Genomic DNA, 19,611 nt, shown 5'->3' with positions numbered 1-19,611 from the left:
CGTGTTTTATAATGAGGAGCGTAACCATCAGGGACTCAATGACCTCACCCCTGATGAAGCCTACTTTGGTCGGCAGAGATACGCTGCATGAGCTGGATCAACCACTTAAGAAGTTAGCTTATGTGTCCAACCATTGGGGTCCACTTCTCAAGGCTTACGCTCACACAAAAACGATTGGCAGAGTATTCATCCTCAAAAAATGAATATATAGCACTTAGGAAACATCCTTTATTTTGTGTTAAATGTTCAAATGTGATGGCAGCTTCACAACATACTGAGGGAATGAACGACTAACTACCAGAACGAGTGCTTTGATACCCGAATTTAGTGAATAGATTTGTGTTTGAAATATTGTAGATACAATAAAGCCGACTTTGGGTCAGCTATTTAAACAATCTATCTACATTCACTTCAAAGGCTTAACAACAGTAGTTAAGCGTTCAGTTTTTAGCGCGGGGCGGAGTTTTGGCCATTCACCTAGGTCTCATTGTGGACGTCTTTTTTATTGAGCGAGTCCCTACAAGAGTTTGTATTTATCACTTGGCGCTCACAACGGACCGCATTGATAATGAGAGGCGCCGTCACACCAACGGCATGACGGGCCCTTTCTCGGGTTGGAACTTACACAACGCGAACTTTTTCCATTCGAAGCAAATCCTTCAGGTATTTCTCAATCAAGTCTCGGCCTATCGATGGAGGAGTATCACCAAATCCCGGCAGCGGATACGCGTTCAGTGCGGTGACAAAGCGCGCCGAAGAGATAGGTGAGCCAGCGACCGCTGGGAGAGGCGACTGATAACTGTGCAGAAGCGGGAACAATGACTGCGCGCGCGTGGTTTCATCCAGCCTCTGGTGCGCCTCAGAAAAGGCGCGAAACCAGTTCTCGTAAGGATGAATACGTTGAACAGGCACACCGACCTCATCTAGCCAGTCGACAAAGCTGTCGAGAGAGATACCATCCTTGTGCGGATTGACAACATGGTATGTCTCAAACCCAGTACGATTGCCGAGCCCCAAGGTGGTGATTGAGCGCGCGGTAAAGTCGACAGGCAGACCATCATAATGTGGGGGCTCGTTGCTCTGTTGATAAAAACTCGCCGGCGCCATTCCGGTCTCAATCACACTGATCAGCAGACGCGTAAACATATCGGTGACGTTGAGCTGGTTGGGCTGCTGGCTGTGCGCGAGGATCATGCTGGAACGAAACACCGTGACCGGTAAACCATAGTGTTCATTGGCTTCTCGAAGCAGGACTTCCCCCGCCCACTTGCTGGTTGCATAACCACTGGCGTAATCGTCATTGATTGAGCGGATAGGGTCGGCACGGCGAATGTCTTCTGCTTCATCCAGCGGTAAGTCGCCCCCCCCCCCCCCGATCGGCGACGGCAATGCTCGACAAAAAGGACAAGGGCTTCATCTTACGTTCAAGAGCAAGACGGATCACCTCGGCGGTGCCGAAGACATTGGCCTCAAAACAGTCACGGTAAGGCAATACATGATTCACCAATGCGCCGGCGTGAACAATGGTATCCACGTTGCTCGCGAGCTCCTGCCAATGTTCCGTATCCAGACCAAACTGAGGTTGAGATAAATCGCCACTTACCACCTCAAGGTGCGAGTTGAACAGAGCCTCCAAATGGTGTGCGAAATCGGCATCCGGCTCAGCATAGGACTGTCGCACACGCTTGAGAGCCTCGCGGTGATTTTTCGCCCGAACGACGGCGATCACTTTGCCGCCCACCTGCGCCGCACGTTCGAGCAACTCGACTAAGACAAACCGCCCCAGATAACCGCTGGCCCCCGTCAGCAACACGATCTTACCCTCCGTCAGATGCGACATTTTGGGGACTTGATGCAAGATCTCCGGATCGATGAAGTTGGCCAATGTCAGTTGCGAGGCATACACCTCAGTCACGCCATGACCATGAACCTCTTCAAAGCTCACTCGGCCTCCCTGTCGGCGTGCCGTTTCAACATAGGCCACGAGCGATTGAATGTCGTTGGCTGGACTGATGAGGACATCGATCGGTACGCGAACTTCAAACACCTCCTCAAGCAGGGTGGCCAGCGTCACGGCAGACAAAGAGTCTCCGCCCAGATCACGGAAGGTATCTCCGCTCTCAATGGTGTTGCTGTCACTCCCCAGCAGACCGGAGATGATGGTCAGGATCGCCTCTTCCGTCGACAAGTCGGAGCGATGCTGAGGCAATGCATTTAGGAGAGCCCATTCCCGATGACTCATCGCGTCATACAGCGCCTCAAGTTGCGGCTGATATTTTGCCCTGAGCCTTGGTAACAACGCCTTGCCATGATCCGACAGCAGCCCATTTGCGTTGGTGAAGGGTTGTGGTTCGATGAGCACTCCTCTTGGGATCTCATAGCGTTGCAGCGCATTCTCTTTCGCAATCCCCCGCAGCGACTCCATGATCAACCTTTCCAAGGTCCGCATTTGATGCGCGTATTTATCCATTAGCGACGCCGTCGGGACGACGACGGCCAGCAGGCTGGAGCGCTGACTGTCGCCGTAGACATAAATTTGCCGAACCAACGGACTCGCGACGTAAATGGCCTCCAGTTTTGCGGTCGTGACAAACTCGCCCTGAGATAACTTCAAGACGTTGCTGCGCCTGTCGACGTATCGAACCTTCCCCTGACCCAGATCTTCAAAAATATCGCCCGTTTTGTAATAGCCATCTTCCGAGAACAGCGCCTGACTGAGCACAGGATGATTAAAATACCCGGGGATCACCGAGGCCGTTTTCAACAGCAGTTCCCCCCGTGGATACGGCGTGTCACGCTTAGAATACCCAAGCTCAGGTGCATCGACGAGTTTGTAATCGCTGACTGGCGGCATCAGTAGTCGTTCCGACACGGCCACCGCACCCGCTTCGGTGGAGCCGTAAATGATATTGAGCTCCAATTCGAACAACCACTCGATAAACGCAATCATCTGTTCCGACAGAGGTGCAGAGCCGCACCCTATCCAATGAACCTGCCCACCGAACACTTGCGTCTGGAATTCGTGCCGAAGCCGCTGCTTGTATTGCGATACGGTCCCCTCTTCGGTGCGTTGCTTGACGCGCAGTTCGGACAAATATTTCTGATGGATCATCTCACACACACGTGGCACCAATGACAGCTCCGTCGGTCTGGCTAACCGAATGTCGTCAAAAAAACTGGCCAGATTGCTTTGCGAGGCAAAGTAACAAAGACCACCGCGGCTGAAGGTATTTTTCAAAGATGAATGCCCCGCAACATGACTCATCGGCATGTAATGAAAGGTCGAGGTGGCTTGATCGGAAAACAGTTCCGACCAATGGCCGCCCCACATGTTGGCCGCCAATTTGTTGGTATACATTGCGCCTTTCGGGGTACCGGTACTGCCGGAGGTGTAGATCAGCATCGACAATGCCTCTTCGTCCTGCTCCGTCTCAGGCAGCGAAGAGCGTTGAGGACGGCCATATTGGATTAGCGTATCAAGCCGCACCAATGTGATGGCCGGGAACGCGATCTCAAGGGCGATCTCCACCTGCGTTAAGTGCTGCTGATGCGTGGGGTCGAGGCCATTATGATCCAGCAAAATAAGCGTGGTAAGGTTGTTATCATGGGATAAGAGATCCAACGCCGTGTCGAGGTACTCATGGCTCACCGCAAGCGCGCAGCATTGGGTCTCTGCAAGGATGTCGGCAAGTTGCTCGGTGACCGCACTGGTTTGCAAGTGCACCGAGACCGCCCCTAGTCGGATACAGGCCAGATCGAGCCTTGCATAAGCGCCACTGGTGAAAGACAGAAAGGCAATTCTATCTTGACAGGCAATGGAGCAATCGCGTTCAAAATACAGCGCCGCGGCAATCGCCTCTGCCTCAGCCCACAGTTGTTGGTAGGTGGTCTCGGTATACTCGGGCACACGCGCCGGGTCCCCGGAAATAGATAAAGGTCGGCGCTCAGCGATGGCAGGCCTATCGGCGTGCTCTTGCATCACTAAACGCACTCGTTGTTCCAGTTGCATTCGGAAGTTCTCCAAGCATGATGGCCTAAAGACGTCACGCGTCATTCAGGCCAGTGTCGTTAAATAAAGAGGATTATTCAGTCAGCGTTTTGGGCACCCAGGCCATGGCGAGAAGGCCAACCAACAAGGTCATGGTCCCGGCGACTCCGAGGGCCAAGTGCATGCCATCCAGATAAGCCGTCTGGGCAAGGGCAATGGTGTCGGCCCCGATCGCTGGAACCATAAGAGTTTCATTCAAAGTGCCCGAGATCCCAGGCCCCGTTAGGCGAAACGACATCGCGGCCAGCGAACCCAGCACCGTGATCCCGAGGGCGTTACCGATCTCATTACTGGTTTCTGCAATCGCCGCCGCCGCGCCGGCTCGCTCAGAAGGAGCCGCAGACACCGCAATGTCGGCCACCAGGCTGAACGACAGGCCATACCCTACCCCGGCAATGATAGTGGCGGCAATAAACAACGCCACGCCATGGTCAGTGGTGGTAAACAGCAGGATGAACGAGCCAATGCTGATCAGAAAGTGGGTCAATACCAAGCCGTATTTTCGCCCGGTACGCTCAACAATTTTATTGGTGGTCACACACGTCACCGTTAGCACCAACGCTCCCGGAATGGTGACCAGCGCCGCGTTGAACACCGACAGTCCGAGGACGGACTGGAGGTAGATGCCAGACAGATAGCCCGTCGCCGACCACACAACCAGTGAGAGTAAGCCGGTCAGTATGGCGACGGTAAACACACGATCGTTGAACAAGGACAAATCGAGCAGAGGATCGCTGAGCCCTTTTTGGCGAACAATAAACCAAATCAACGCCAGCAGACCCACCGCTCCCGGCCACAGTTGCTCGAAAGAGACCCCCTCCGCGGCGGCCGTTTTGATTGAGTAGGTGAAAAACAGCAGGCCAATAAACGAGAGCAGAAGGCTAAGCAGGTCAATACGTCCGCCCCCAGAGTTTCTCACCTCTTTGAGCACCACTGGCGCAAACAGCATAAAGGCAATGATGACCGGGATGTTGATCAAAAAGACCACGCCCCATGCGAACTTCGACAGTAACATCCCACCAATCAGCGGGCCTACCGCGAACCCGCCAGCAAAGGTTGCCGCAAAGATCCCAATCGCCTGAGCGCGCTGTTTCGGGTTAGGGAAGAGTTCACTGACAATCGCTAGCCCTGACGGGAGTAACGTTGCGCCCCCTAGCCCCATCAATGCCCTAAAGCCAATTAATAGTTCCGGGGACGTGGCGTACGAGGCCCCGACGGAGCCGATGCCGAACACCAGCGCGCCGCCCATCATCAGTTTCAGTCGACCAAATCGATCGCCAATGTTACCGAAGGCCACCAACAGCGAACCGACAATAAAACCATAAATATCGAGGATCCATAACGCCTGATCTGCCGTGGGCATCAAGGCTGCCGTGATTTTTGGCATGGCGAGGTACAGCACCGACCCATCCATTGCCACGAGGCCCACAGGACCGAGCACCATCAGCAGCCCAAGCCAGGCTTGCCGACCCGCGCGGTCGTAGTTTTGTTCTATGTTATCCATTGAGAATCATCTCCGATTGTAGGTAAGTTAAGCAACGGCATGGTGGGTAACCGACAAACCGTCGTCACAGTCGACAAGCCACTGCAAAGTGTCTTGCCAGATCTCCAGGCCACGCTGAGTGAGAATGGACTCCGGATGAAATTGAAAGGACGCGAAATGCGCGCCACGAAGTGCATGAATTTCACGAGATTGATGATCGTGACTGATGCGAATGTCCCGGCAAAAAAAGCGCTCTCGATGATCTTGTGGAACGTACGCGGAGAACGCGTTGTAGAAACCGACCTTTTCCGTTTGACCAAACCAATCAATCGGCAGCTGTAGTCCCTGATTAGGGTGCGTGCGTCGCCTGATCTCAAAACCCAGATTCATGCATAGCACCTGATGGCTCAGGCAAACGGCAATAAACGGTTTCTTGCTGGCGAGAAGACGATTGAGCGTACGATTGATGGCCTGTACCCGGGCGTCGGCCAACACGTCCGGCGCGCCCGGCCCTGGGCCAAGCACGACCAAGTCATGGTCATCCGTGTCAAACTCTTCGGTGCACGCTTTGACCGTAACGTGGCATCGTAACGCCCTAAGCTGATGAGCGATCATCGCCGTAAAGGTATCTTCGGCATCGAGGACCAAGACGCGGTATCCGCCTGAGGTCGGTTGGACGCATTCATGAGGCTGTGGCTGCGCCAGCCAAAATTGCGAAAGACTCTGATTTCTCGACCGCAATGTTTTCAGCATGTCAGGCTGGGTAAACAGCGTCGTGTCCGTACCGCTGCGGCGCGCCTTTGTTGGGAGGGACGCATGGATCGCCGATAAAAAGCCCTGCGCTTTCGCGCGGCTTTCCGCCGCTTCTTGCTGTGGCACGGAATGACGAACGAGTGTGCTGCCCACCCCCAGTCTGAGATCTCCATTAAGACGGATCTCCGCGCTACGGATCACGATGGCGGAATCTAAGGTATCGCGATTGGCGCCATCTTTGCCAATCAGCGCGATGAGACCACTGTAATAGCCTCGTCCCTGTGGCTCGTACTTTTTGATCACTCGGCAGGCATTTTCCAGTGGGCTCCCCGTAATGGTCGGCGCAAACAGTGTCTGCCTAAGGATCGCTGACGGTGTGAGGACGCTTCGTCCCCTGATCATATATTCGGTATGAGCGAGTTTCGACATCGCCTTAATATAAGGCCCGCTCACGGCGGCGCCCTCACCGCAGACGCTCGACATCATCTTGAGCTCTTCATCAACGACCATAAACAGTTCATCGATTTCCTTTTGATCGGTTAGAAATCGCTCCAACCCCGATCGCTGCGGTCCACTCGGCGGATAACGATAGGTGCCACTGATCGGGTTCATCGCAGCGTAACCGTCGTTTAACGTGATATGTTGCTCTGGGGTGGCCCCGATCAGATATTGCTCCCCGGTAAAAATAAGGTAGGTCCAATACGCACCCGATTCGTTCTCCACAAGGTGTCGAAACAGCGACAAGGCCTTTCGGCGGTTGAATCCTTCAATCTGGCACTGGAACTCACGCTTTAAGACAAAATTGGCCCCAGCGCCCATCGCTATCTCATCGTCAAGGATGGTCGCCACAAGGCGCTGATAGGCCTCATCCTCCAGATCAAAACGCGGATCGTTGATCGTGATAACGTCATTGGGCAAAGCCGCCACCAACTCATGCGCGGGCATGGTCTGGTGGTCAGTGATCGTCATTGATAACAAGGGCGTATGGTCATCAATATACTCGAACCCTTTTTCCCTGATCTGTCGATAAGGCACCACCACCAATTGCTGGCAGGGCCCGCCATCAGAGCGCATCTTTACTTTATCCATATCAGCAAGCTGAGTTAACGTTGAGATTGGCCCAGTCATCACATCGATGGCATTGGCTGTGCCCAGAGCCGATTGAGCCGAGGGGCCTCCCGTCGAGCGCTGGATCATGGCAAAGGGCTGAGCGTGTGTATTTAAGAGCGTTTCAAACCTCTCTATTCGCATCATTGAGCTCCCCCGATGACCTCTTGTGTCATGGTGACCACCGCGCAATTTCGAGCGCCATAATCGAGCGCCGCGAGATGATGCTCACGGTTAAAATCGGCCATAGCATCGGCCACCATGAAAGGTTGGATGTCGTGGGAAAAGGCCTCGACCGCCGTCATCAATACGCCGACATGGGCGTAAACGCCGCAAAGGATCAATTGATCCCGCTGGGTTTGCGCCATCATCTCCGCTAGATTGGTTCTCTGAAATGCACTGTAGCGCCACTTGACGACGTGCCAGTCTTGTTCGGTCACTGAGAGGGGCGACACAATCGTGGTGTCGACAGGATCGCTGCGCATTCCCTCTCCCCAAAAATCGTGGAGCAGCCCCCTTTGCGTCGGAGTCATCGAGCCTGGCTGCGCACTGAAACAGATGGGAATGGCGTGTTGACGCGCATACTGGATAAGGTGATTAATGTTCTCCGTCAACCGTTTGCGCACATCGGCGGAAAACGGGGCGACAAAATAGTTTTGCATATCGTGTACTAACAGCATCGCTCGACGGGAATCGAGTGACCAGCCAACCTGGTTGACTGGTCGTTCATTGGCGTCGGGAAATGCGTAAGATGCAATGGAGGGAATACCCATCGTGACGTTCCTTTTCTGTCTTGGCAATGAAAAGTGTCAGTCAGTGACACTTTGTGAACAGTGCAAAAACTACCGAGCTCACGGACGAGTTCCAAGGGAATTCAACACCTTAAAATGCCAATTTGTCCCGTTCATCACATAGCAGGATATTTAATTTTTATTTATATTTATTAAAGACTTAAACGAAGAATAAAAGCGTTATTCTAGATCGATTGACCAACGGAGAGTTAATGTCTCGGCGGGAAGGCCACCGAGAAACCGCGCTTATCGAGATGAGAAAGTCATGTCATGAAAGAGAGTGTGGTGCACGGCGGAAAGGCCTGGTTTTCGCTTGCTAGAGCGAGCTTGGTGGCTAAACGCAGGCGCGTGGCGGCCTTGCCTGTGAAGGCAATCATCGAGATGTGGTTCTTTTAACTGGGTTTGTTTTCCAACACCACAAAGACATCATTGAGGACGTCGTAATAGGGCCGGTTAGGAAACGAGCCCGATGTCCAGACATCGTACGCGGTGCCATACGCCCACACAATGCTGGCGGCAAAGACACGGGGACGAATGTCATCCATCGCCGAGACCTTCATCCTAGCGGCAATGACATCGCATAGCGCCTGATGATGCGCCTCTGAACGAGACCGTATTCGGGCACAGACGCCGGGATGCTGGTGGATCAGATCACGCAGCGTGATAAAGCGCTTCGGGTCGATCCCATAACTGCCCTCTTCACACCCTCGTGTCACCTCGACTGCCGCCAGGCGGATCGCCGTATGGATGGGTTCGCTCACTGGCCGTGACGCCAACGCGAGCAGGATTTCTTTTTGCTCGATGTCGTAGTAATCGAGGATAAGATCTTCTTTGCAGGCAAAATATCGAAAGAAGGTGCGACTGGACACATTGACGCGCTCAGCAATGTCTTCGATCCGAGTGTCATCAAAGCCTTGCGAGACAAACAGCGTGTAGGCAGCATCCAACAGGGCATGGCGTACCCGCATTTTATGTTGCTCTCTGCGCCCGGTCATAACTGGTAGGGCTCACTGGCAAATGCAATCATTCCAATCCTCTGGGCTTGTTGAACTGTCCACCACCTCTCTTTGCATGAGAGAGAAAACGCCAGTGTATCATCAGAGCTCGCCTCTTCGCATCAGCGGATGTTGCTCAGTGCATTTAATAACAATTAAAAACAGAACGAAAAATAACACGACTCGATTCATGATCACTGTCTGCCGGTAAGGACAAACGAGTAACATTGACATGAAAAGCCTCACACGAGAGGCTCTTTAATCAAACGAAACTATGCTGATGCCATCGCAGACTGCAATGACTCCTAGCGTGACCGTTTTGAAGAAGCGCATCCAATCATTACTTGTACAATGAGTTCATGGACAGGGCCTTAACCTGGGCATCTGGCAAGGCCTTCGGAATTGGCGAGAGGTGTGTGGTGAAGAATTGAAAATGCAGGGCCATTTTTTGAATTCAATATCAAAGCTTTATCTTTGCCTAAAGTCTTACACCGTCAGGGATTTGAGCCCCTATTGAAAAGGGGTTGGGGTGTAAAACAACCACACTACGATAAAATTTTTCCATACCAAGAGCAAGTCAGGGCCACTTTTATTCGAAAAGTCGCCCAGCCTAAAAGATAAATAAACAATAAATTAGGAGGCGAGAGTAATCCAATACGACTATACAGAATTAACGACAACTTCACTTGTTGATCACAATGCTATAGGTGATCACATGAGTTACGAAGTGCCAACTATGAAGCTTCTGGACAAAAGTGAGTTTCGATGAACAGCAGGAACCAAACTTTCAGATAACTTATTCTATGCCAAACATGCTAATTAACTACAAAGTAACGGCCAATTTTACTTATCCACTACAAACAACACAGAATTGATCGGCCTGTAATACTAAGTTCAATATGCGCTAGATCTTATATTCAAAACTTTATAAAGCCCTCGATTGACTCACGATATCTAATCATACAATGTGCTTACTACATAGATGGTGAATCATCTTAGACAACTTAAGTAGCCGTCATAGTTAGCTAGGAACAATCTCAAATGAATGAAATTGATGATATTTTTTGTCTTTATGATAAAAGAAAGTTTAGTGAAACGGTTAAGCTTGGAATAGAACTACTTACTTCTATAGGTAAAAAGTCACTGATAACGGAAAAAGAAATTAGGGCGATTACGAGAGCATTGAGTGCAGCAAACAAAGAGTATCTATATCAAGATTATTTTACTTTATTTAAGTTCTATTTATCTATTTATAATTTGAACTCTAACTTTGAACCATATCCAAATAGTAAGTTCTTCTATCAGTTTGCAGCCTTTAATGTTGCCTCAGCCATACATCTATACATACAAGGTAAAATAGATAAGAGTGAACTAACTAATGCTAGATCTTTAATGGATGCTTTGGTAACTAAAAAACAGATAGATGATGAGATTCATAACTATGCTGTTGAAGTTATTAAAATTGCCGATGATATTGATGATGGAATTTTCCCTTATTATACCGTGGAACTGGAGCTTCCATTTTCCTTGCCATTTAAAGATTCTATTATTTCACTCAATGACAATCAATATAATATAAAAAAGGTACAGATAAATACAAATAAAAAAGATACTGTCACTTCTGATTTTGGAGACAGGTACTTTAGTATTATTAAATTTACAGTGAAAGGATTTACATCAACCAATGCCTTTTGGGAAGGAGCATCTAGCCTTGAAAAAAATGATAGCAACTTAGATTTATTTATCTCTGCGACCAATGATATAATTAGGAAGTCAATATTAATACACGATAAAATAAATATAAGACTAATTAATCAGTCAGATATAAACGCACTTCCAATTGTACAGTATAATGGTGAAGGTACTAAATTTGCTCACAGTATTATATGGGGGTTTGGATGTAGTTCAGCGGCAGATATCTTATCTCATAATAAAGTCGAACTTGAGAAGCAATCGTTAATATTGAATGATAATGCTTTTTCTACAAACCTTTACGAGGAAATACTTGCTGATGCACTAATTGAAAAAGGTAGATCAAATAACACCCCATCATTTTATCTACTCAATGCTTCATTAGAGGCAATGATTGAGTTTTATCTATTGAGATTTTCATCAAAATTTGACCTTTTAAAAACCACGGAAAGATTTTTATCTGGAGAATCAGCATGTAACTCATGTAAATTATATTCAAAGTATTCTGAAGAACTAGGTAGCGATGAAAAAAGACCGGCTATGGCTCCTAGTGTATTCGCGCAGATAAAAGAATTATCCAATATATGCGACATTAAAGGAAGCAAGAAAAGAAAATTAAATAAATATGTAAGCAAAGTACGAAATGACAAGCTAAGAAATAAATTGATACATGGAAAGGAAAAATGCATATCAGACACTGATTTATCAGAAAGCTTTAAGAGTTTTAATTTGATACGAGAGTTGTTTTTAGAAATTGACTCAGGTTTCATTAGTTCGCGTGCCGAATCAGAACGAAATTTTGATTTTGAATATAGAAGCTCAGAAGAAATTATACTTTTCATTAATGGGGTTGATAACGTAAACGAGCAGGATATGCTTTATCTTGAAGCAATAGATAAAAACCCAAAGTATCATGAATTAATTAATGCATATTCTGCGTTTCTTTTTAATAATGGGCATGCAGAGAGAGGGGTTGATTACTTAAAGAAATCAATGCATTTAAGTAGGAATAACCCTAACTATTTAGGTAACTATGCTAATCACTTAGTTAATCAAGGTGAGTTTCTTAAGGCTGAAGAATTACTGATTCAAGCGTTAAAGATAAACCCCAAGCATGTCAATAATTTAGGTAACTATGCCTATCTACTGGCAGAACTGAAAAGGTATGATGAAGCTGAAAGTATGTATCTTGAATCTATTCTAATAAATCCGACGCATTCGAGTAATATATATAGCTATGCCTGTCTTCTCGTAAGGGTTGGAAAATTTAAAGACGCTAATTTCTTTTTCTCCAGAGCAGTTGGATTAGACCCAAGTAATAAAAAGTATAGTAATGATTACAAATATTTTTTGACAGTATTTAATCCAGAATCGTGAAGCATGATTATAAATCACAGGCTCGATTTATACTTGTATCAAGCCGATTGAGAAAGCCTTAAGCGGCTATGTAGGCTTGTACTACTTGGTACGCTGACACTGCACTGATAAGAAAAAGTAGGTCAAAGCCCCATACAGAGCTTGAGACGGATAAGCGCGCTAGCTTGGAATGGGGCGTGCGACGTGAGGTCGTATGAAGCGCTGTTCACCGCTCAAAGAGTGAACCATCTGTATCACCAGATGAACCTAGGACTCTGAATAAAGTAGCGAGTCTGACAATGTAACGAAGGTTGGTATTTTCCAATCGGGATCTAAATCGTGAGAGGACGGTCCTCCTGATAACCACATAAATCGGGTGAGTGCTAGGGAATCAGTATGATGAACATAAGTGAATCCGTTCAAGGTGCGTCATGTGATGAAGCAGCGGAAGTGGTTTATACGCTGTTGCCAAAAGGCATGAGAGTCGGAAAGAGATTGCCCCATGCTCTTTCGTGATCGTTGAACTCTCCGCACCATAGCGGGCATCTACCCTGACATTGCGTAACATACGGAACACGGTAAGCCTGTATCACTCCCTCTGGGAAAGTCTCTGCGACCGATAGTGATGCAGGTAGAGGATGTTGGAAAAAGCGAAGGCTGCATTGTAACGATGCAGATACAGATTCATATCTGATCACGAAAGTGAGCTGACTTCCGACTGGTCTTTCGTTGCAAGAGAATTTGAAGAACTTTATTCAAGGAGAAACGCAAATGATGATTTCAAAAGAGATTAGTGCCTCTCCTGACAGTGCTCAATGGCAATCCATAAACTGGAAAGCTGTAGAAGCGCGGGTTTTAAAGCTTCAGATGCGTATTGCAAAGGCAACGAGAGATGGTAAACACGGCAAAGCGAAAGCGTTGCAGTGGATACTGACTCACTCGCGCTCAGCAAAACTTCTTGCTGTTAAGCGGGTATCACAAAATAAAGGCAGTAAAACGCCTGGAATTGACGGCGTTATCTGGAATACAGATACGCGCCGCATGAAAGCAGTCAATCAATTGAGCAGAAAAGCTTATCAAGCCAAACCGCTCAAGCGTATCTACATCCCCAAGAAAAACGGCAAGCTCAGACCACTGGGTATCCCCTGCATGGTCGATAGAGCGCAGCAAGCGCTTCATCTTCTTGCTCTGGAGCCAGTATCAGAAACACTTGCCGACCCTAACAGCTATGGATTTAGACCAAACCGCAGCACTGCCGATGCAGTCGCACAGTGCTTCAAGTGTCTGGCGCTAAAGAAATCCGCACAATGGGTTCTTGAGGGAGACATCAAAGCCTGTTTCGACAAGATCGGGCATCAATGGCTTATGAATAACATTGCCGTAGATAAACGCATGTTGGAACAATGGTTAAAGTCTGGTTTTATGGATAAAGGGCTGTTCTACCGTACTTACGAGGGAACACCACAAGGAGGGGTCATATCCCCGACCTTGATGCTAATGACTCTTGCAGGACTTGAGCAACGCATAAAGTCTACTGCACTCAAAAAGGGTGCTAGAGCCAACTTTATTGGATACGCCGACGATTTCGTCGTCACCTGTGCTTCAAAGGAAGTGCTGGAGAACGATATCAAACCGTTGATTGCTGATTTCTTAGCAGATAGAGGCTTAACACTCTCCGAAGAGAAAACGCACATTACCCATATCAGCCGTGGTTTTGATTTCCTAGGTTTTAATCACAGGAAGTACAAAGGGAAGTTACTCATTAAGCCGAGTAAATCCAACACGCTACTGTTCCTAAGTAATTTGCGCGAACTCATCAAAAAGCACGCAACCATCCCCGTCAACGATTTAATCAAGTTGATAAATCCGAAACTCAGGGGCTGGTCGAATTACTATCGACACTGCGTTGCGAAACAGGTATTCGGATATGTAGGTCACAAGCTATTCCATACGTTATGGCACTGGGCTAGAAGGCGTCATCCAACCAAATCCAGAACTTGGATCGCGCTTAAATACTTCATCAACCGTCAAGGTCAATGGCAATTTCACGGTTGGCAGAAGATCATGGATATGGATTGTCAGTTCAATCTGTTTCAAATAGCTAAGGTGCCAATAGAGAGACATGTAAAAATCAGGAGTGCCGCTACGCCTTTTGATCCTCAATACCAAGAATACTTGGCTAAGAGAAAATCAAAGAAGCAATGCCGTAACTCTTGGCATGAGCCTGCTCTCGCTGCTTTATGAGTTGCTGGGTGCCAATCGGTGCCTTCGTGAAGGCTTGAGCCTAGTGCGGTGAAAGTTGCACGCTGGGTTCTTAGAGGGACGACACTTGGTAACAGGTGTCGTCTACTCGACACTTTCGAGCTTGAAAGTGCCAACTGTAACAATTCTGGATATGTCCGACTTAGAGATGAAAGCATACCAAAAAACATCTTCATATTAGTATGTTAACTTTATCCTTACTTGTAACGTGTCAACTATCTAGCTATGACCAGCCAGTTTCTTAAAGATGGTGATATTTTCAAGCTTGCCTTTTGTTAACTGCTCGGCTTCATTCAGTTTATGGACATCATAAGGTAAATCTAATATATCTTTAATTTGCTTATCACAAGTGGCAAGTTTCATAACATCTAACATGCACATTAGATATCCGTTTACTATGCCCATAAGCATATATGTCATACTCTCAGCGTCATTAAACTGGGTATCACTATGAATTGCCATGTTTCGACGCTCTCGTAAAAGTTCCAGCTTCTGTTTAGCTAAGAATTTATCTTTAAAGAGTGCAACAGTTCTATGAATGGTGACACTATAGTTGTCCTTTCCTGTAAATGTTAAAGTTTCCAGTAAAGCCCAAAGGCTCCTAAAAGACTTGTTCATATCACTAGATTCAAGAGCATCGACATATCGGTTGAACACAGTTCTATAAAAGGGATATCTATTTACGGCCTGTATGTCTTTGAGAAATGAGCGGAACATCTTGTTTTTCACTTGAAATACATCTGTCGCATAGTGAATGGATCTGCCGTAGTCAACAAAGTCTGACTCATACCAATACAATTTAGATGCCCGTTCACCAGTAGTTAAATGCAGCATATGATATTTGAAGCGACGTAACTTGTTTACTGGTTCGTATCTCGTACCGAACGATCTTCTATCTTGGCCATAATTGTAGAAAAGATTGATAACACCTAGGTAAAAGCTTAGCTCTGATAATGCTTTCGAAGCGGCTGAGTTCTCACATCTAGCTTTGACCGTTACCGTCGTCCAAGAATAAGCTGAACAATTTATCTTCGCGCAGTTATTCTCTATGAAGCTAAAGTCGTAGTGACTTTTGAACGTCTTAGGAAAGTATTTCGAAATAACAATCTTAGAATGTGGTGTCTGAACATTCACTTTTGACTTAATACCACTCAGAGAGATCTTAGTTATGAGTGTATAGCTCTGCTCTGGTTGAGAAATATATTCCTGTTGTAACTTTCGAATCTGTTCGGAGATATAACCAATATTAAGCTTTTTATTATCAGCAGCGTGAAATACTGCTTGGCTCATGAATTTGGTTCGAAGGCTTTCGGGGATATGGTCATTAAAGCAAACTTGTTCCTCTAGCAATAACATATACGTCTCAAAATCGGGGCCTTCGAACTTCGATTTGTACGCTTGGTTTCCATGACACCAGTTAAATGATTCTCCATCTTTAACCTGAAGGTGCGATAGCCTTCCTATCAGTTCCTTTGCAGTGTCAGAGTTTTTCCATTTAGTCTTAGCCATACACATATAACCATCTAATTCAGCTTAGGTATTCTACAATAGCATGATTCTATGTACTTCTGTGTTGACTGAATAGCAACCGGCTTTATTGACGCTTTTTACTGAAAAATTGACTGGTTAGATAAACTAAGTAAAACAAACCTCTAGTGTAGGCTTCGATTCAGAGACGCAACTCATTTTGGGGCACAATCGTCTTACGTTTCAGCCGCTATCTTCAGCCGCAATCAATTGTGTTCTCAGTAACAATCCACCGTCTCTTGGGGCTAATAATGTTAATTACCCCTAAAGCAGCATCGATATTAACTTCCCTAAAATGAACATTCTCAGGCGCATTTTTAAAGAATGATCTAACGTCAGATTCTGCTTGAATGAACCCCAGAATAACAGGAGTCGGAATACTAAGATTCCGCAACTTTGCCGTATCTCTCAAACACGATTGTAGTCCCATGTTATCCCCCAATTTTCGGAACTTAATTTCTATTCCAACAAATACAGGGCAGTCGTATAGATGGACATCAAAGCCTTTGTGATTACGCACAGGATGAAACGGAGCCTTTTCAACATCAAGGAGAGCAATATCTAGCCGACTTAGGTACTCAGAATTAACGATAGAAATATCATATTCATTCAGAGGGTTACCGCCTCCAGCGATCCTTAAGACGTCTGGAATAGCATGACGAAGTCGAGTAAAAAGCTCGCCTTGTATGTCTGATTCAAACAAATATCGAAAAGGATTACTTTGAAACTGCCGCAGGAAGCTCAAAACCTCGGAGTTCAGTGTTTGTAGGTTATTAGCATTTGAATGAAACATATGCGACCCTGCATGTAAATAGGTAGTTTTAGCTAATTCGATGACTATCTGGCTACTCTACTGGCATAAGAAAAAACAAGTCAATTAACACGGGGATGAAGTGTGGTGTTAGCTTGATATAACAAGAAAAGGGGCAAACTCATGTTAGTTGGTACTAGCGGACAAGGTTTGTATCGGCTCTAGTTCGAAGGGAGAGCAAGGCGTACCTTGATGGTACTTCAATTGCCAGCAAATACCGGTGAAAGCCCAAATGGAACAACGTTTAGCATAGTTACTGATTTCTCCACACTCATTTACCAAAGCTGACTCGTACTTTAGTAGCTGAACCGACGGCTCAAGTTGGATACATTCATATTTCTGTGAATGAACTCGGGTGTTTGAAGACTTTTCTGTTGCCATCATTTTGATGATAGAAGCAAAGTCATAAGAATTCCCAGACTTACCTATTTCAGAAAAACTAGGATGGATTAAACGTTCAATATCCGTTTTATTTTGGCGAGTTTCATATTGGTGTAATTCAATCTCTTGCTCTATGAGAACATCCATTTGACCTCCAAAATATACAAGACTGTAACAGCAGCTATCAAACACATAATTAGCTATTAGAATAAGTAGGTCAATAACCGCCATATGTAGCTAGTCAAAAATCTAGGGATAAATCAGAATGGGGCAGAATTGAGCTAGCTACAGCAGCTAGCTCAGTACATTTTTACATTATGCTGCTTCACTTAATCTCAAGCTTTCATAGTAATCCTCAGCCAAAGCAGTCATTTTAAATTCGGCTTCTATTCCAGCTATCTTTTCTACGGCTTCTTGGATAGATGTTAGGTCGACGTTAAAGAACTCTTTGCGAAGATTAACAGCGTTTACACGTTTAGAATTGAATTCGCGGTGTAGTGCTGCTTCAAGAGCTGGAGCATCATCGGTGTAAATCATGGCATGTACGTCAAATGGGAATGGTACACTTGCATCGCCTAGTTCTTTAACCCTGTCCATTGGCTCTAGGCGGCGAGTAAGCCCGATCTTGTAAACATCCTCACCAAACGAACCAATATTACTGATGACGTAAACATGTCCCTTACGGGTTTGTTCCGCCATACTCTTAGCTCGTTCTTCTTTGGCTTCTGCTTCAGCGAGTTGCTGTTCAAGGATTGCTATACGTTGCTCCATTTCAGAACGATCCTGCTCAGTAGCCTTAGCCAGTTCTCTCTGCGCTTTCTCAAGAAGATTGCGGTACATTTTTTCTTCTTTTTCGGCATCAGCAATCGCTTTCTCAAACTCTTTAATAGCTCGCTGTTCTTCACGGATCTGCTCTTTAATAAGCTTCTGTTCAACGACTTCTTCTTGCTTTTTAAGTGTGTATTGGTATTGAAGCTTACACTCCTCGAACTTAAGTTTGATATAATCTATATCAAATCCGCACTCTAAGGTCGCTGCTGACTTCTCTAGTGTATTGGCAAGTTTTTCTATACGTTCGAGAGTACGCCCAAACGAACTCGGCGATACCTTGCCGATAAGAAGGTCACATTCAATATTAAAAGCAGTAAGCATGAGCTTAACTTGGCCATTTAGAATTTTATTATTGAAGGTTTTGTCGTTTGATATAACCGTAGACTCTGGGAAAGTGATCGCTGTTTTATCTTTGATCATGTCTTTTTGTTGCTGCCTAACGTCCTTGATCTCTTCCGCGAATCGAGTAGATGTTTCGTAAAGGTACTGCGGCATTTCAAAATGACCATGAGCAGTGTATTCATCAAGCCTTGAATATAAGTCGAGATCACCCATTAACTCTTCTAGGTCAAGCTCAACTTTTTCAATGTTTGAGTTGAGTTCATCTAATGTTGATTTAGTCGTTTCTAAGATCACTTGCTGTTCTTGAATGCTCTGTTTTAGTGCATCATCTTGCCCTTTCAAAGCTTGAAGTTCGGCAGTTTCCTCATTGAGTTTATTTAGCTCGCGCTTTGCGGTTTCATTGGCAGAAATTATTGTATCTCGGCTTATACACGCTGAGTCATATTCCTCTTTTGTTTTTGTTAGCGCTTCATCTAGTGACTTATATTGCTCGATTTTCTTATCTGCTGAGCGTTTTGTTAGAATATAAGTTAATACGACAGCTACTAATGATAAGCCTGCCAACATCAGTAAATTATTATCCATTGATTACTTTAGAACCTCTTGTATGAATTGCTTCCTAAGAGCAGCTCGCTCTTCACATCGCTCCTGATATTCTTCTGCGGCGTTAGCTACAGCATCTTTAAAAGCTTGTTTTGCTGCTGACTTATTTAGTCTCGATTGTCTCTGTAATTCGCGCTGAGCTTCTCGCACTTCTCTTTCGTGCTCTCTTAGTGCCTGAGCATGCGCTCGCTCACGAGCTTTTTGCCTACGCTGGGATTCACGAGCAGCTTGTTTGTTAGCTCTATCTATTGCTTTAACAACCTTTATAGCCGTTCGTAAACCACTACCTCGTCTAGCCAATGGTTTCTCCTTTAAAGTGGTCTAATGCTGAATTTTTTGGATGCTAGCACAATCAAATATGCGCAACTGATGCTCATGTCAAACAGATAGCATATTTTTAGGATTTATGGGGAATAAAGGAATTACTTTTAGTAGGGTAAAACACATGGAGCCTCTATAGCACAGAGTATTGGCTCTAAACGATTTTGGGGCGTGCGACATGAGGTCGTATGCAGCGCTGTCCATCGCGTTAAGAATGGACCATCTGTATCACCAGATGAGCCTAAGAGCCTGAATTAAGTAGCGGCTCTGACAATGTAATGAAGACAAGAAACTATCTTGTCGGGAGC

The 19,611-nt window shown here is 46.2% G+C and carries 13 protein-coding genes; 2 read left to right on the top strand and 11 right to left on the bottom strand.

The window, feature by feature from the left end:
• Nucleotides 1-621 precede the first annotated feature (621 nt).
• From ELS82_RS27375 to ELS82_RS21040, 6 genes are all read right to left on the bottom strand, one after another.
• Nucleotides 622-1,389 carry an SDR family oxidoreductase gene (locus ELS82_RS27375; RefSeq protein ID WP_134837218.1) on the bottom strand — a complete coding sequence of 256 codons (768 nt, stop codon included), beginning with the start codon at nt 1,387-1,389 and terminating at the stop codon, nt 622-624.
• The gene (locus ELS82_RS21060) at nt 1,343-4,009 is read right to left on the bottom strand and encodes an AMP-binding protein (protein WP_167489430.1); all 2,667 of its coding nucleotides are present in this window, start codon (nt 4,007-4,009) and stop codon (nt 1,343-1,345) included. Before ELS82_RS21060 ends, ELS82_RS27375 begins: the two co-directional genes overlap by 47 nt.
• Before the next feature lie 73 nt (nt 4,010-4,082).
• The gene (locus tag ELS82_RS21055) at nt 4,083-5,552 is read right to left on the bottom strand and encodes an MFS transporter (RefSeq protein WP_134837216.1); all 1,470 of its coding nucleotides are present in this window, start codon (nt 5,550-5,552) and stop codon (nt 4,083-4,085) included.
• A gap of 27 nt (nt 5,553-5,579) precedes the next feature.
• Complete coding sequence (locus tag ELS82_RS21050; RefSeq protein WP_134837215.1) at nt 5,580-7,538, bottom strand: anthranilate synthase family protein; 1,959 nt, start codon at nt 7,536-7,538, stop codon at nt 5,580-5,582.
• Entirely contained in the window at nt 7,535-8,164 is a 630-nt protein-coding gene (locus ELS82_RS21045) for an isochorismatase family protein (protein WP_134837214.1), read from the bottom strand. Before ELS82_RS21045 ends, ELS82_RS21050 begins: the two co-directional genes overlap by 4 nt.
• A gap of 410 nt (nt 8,165-8,574) precedes the next feature.
• Complete coding sequence (locus ELS82_RS21040) at nt 8,575-9,150, bottom strand: TetR family transcriptional regulator (RefSeq protein ID WP_208733236.1); 576 nt, start codon at nt 9,148-9,150, stop codon at nt 8,575-8,577.
• Nucleotides 9,151-10,218: 1,068 nt separating this feature from the next.
• Between ELS82_RS21040 and ELS82_RS21035 the strand changes: the two genes are divergently transcribed.
• Both ELS82_RS21035 and ltrA read left to right on the top strand, forming a co-directional pair.
• Nucleotides 10,219-12,246, top strand: coding sequence for a tetratricopeptide repeat protein (locus tag ELS82_RS21035; RefSeq protein WP_134837212.1), 2,028 nt, complete (start codon nt 10,219-10,221; stop codon nt 12,244-12,246).
• Between the two features lie 750 nt (nt 12,247-12,996).
• Nucleotides 12,997-14,469, top strand: coding sequence for a group II intron reverse transcriptase/maturase (gene ltrA / locus ELS82_RS21030; RefSeq protein WP_134837211.1), 1,473 nt, complete (start codon nt 12,997-12,999; stop codon nt 14,467-14,469).
• A gap of 237 nt (nt 14,470-14,706) precedes the next feature.
• On the opposite strand, the gene ELS82_RS21020 is transcribed toward ltrA, so the two are convergent.
• From ELS82_RS21020 to ELS82_RS21000, 5 genes are all read right to left on the bottom strand, one after another.
• On the bottom strand, nt 14,707-15,996 hold the full coding sequence (locus ELS82_RS21020) for a hypothetical protein (protein ID WP_134837210.1): 1,290 nt from the start codon (nt 15,994-15,996) through the stop codon (nt 14,707-14,709).
• A gap of 214 nt (nt 15,997-16,210) precedes the next feature.
• Entirely contained in the window at nt 16,211-16,807 is a 597-nt protein-coding gene (locus tag ELS82_RS21015; protein ID WP_134837209.1) for a hypothetical protein, read from the bottom strand.
• A gap of 144 nt (nt 16,808-16,951) precedes the next feature.
• On the bottom strand, nt 16,952-17,353 hold the full coding sequence (locus ELS82_RS21010; protein WP_134837208.1) for a nuclear transport factor 2 family protein: 402 nt from the start codon (nt 17,351-17,353) through the stop codon (nt 16,952-16,954).
• A gap of 168 nt (nt 17,354-17,521) precedes the next feature.
• Nucleotides 17,522-18,964: an SNIPE associated domain-containing protein gene (locus tag ELS82_RS21005; protein ID WP_134837207.1), complete on the bottom strand. Its 1,443-nt coding sequence runs from the start codon at nt 18,962-18,964 to the stop codon at nt 17,522-17,524.
• 3 nt (nt 18,965-18,967) lie between these two features.
• Complete coding sequence (locus ELS82_RS21000; protein WP_134837206.1) at nt 18,968-19,282, bottom strand: hypothetical protein; 315 nt, start codon at nt 19,280-19,282, stop codon at nt 18,968-18,970.
• Nucleotides 19,283-19,611 lie beyond the last annotated feature (329 nt).

Source organism: Vibrio ouci, assembly GCF_004551525.1.
Taxonomy (GTDB): domain Bacteria; phylum Pseudomonadota; class Gammaproteobacteria; order Enterobacterales; family Vibrionaceae; genus Vibrio; species Vibrio ouci.
Note: the sequence above shows the minus strand (reverse complement) of the source record. Positions and strands in the feature narration are given on the sequence as shown.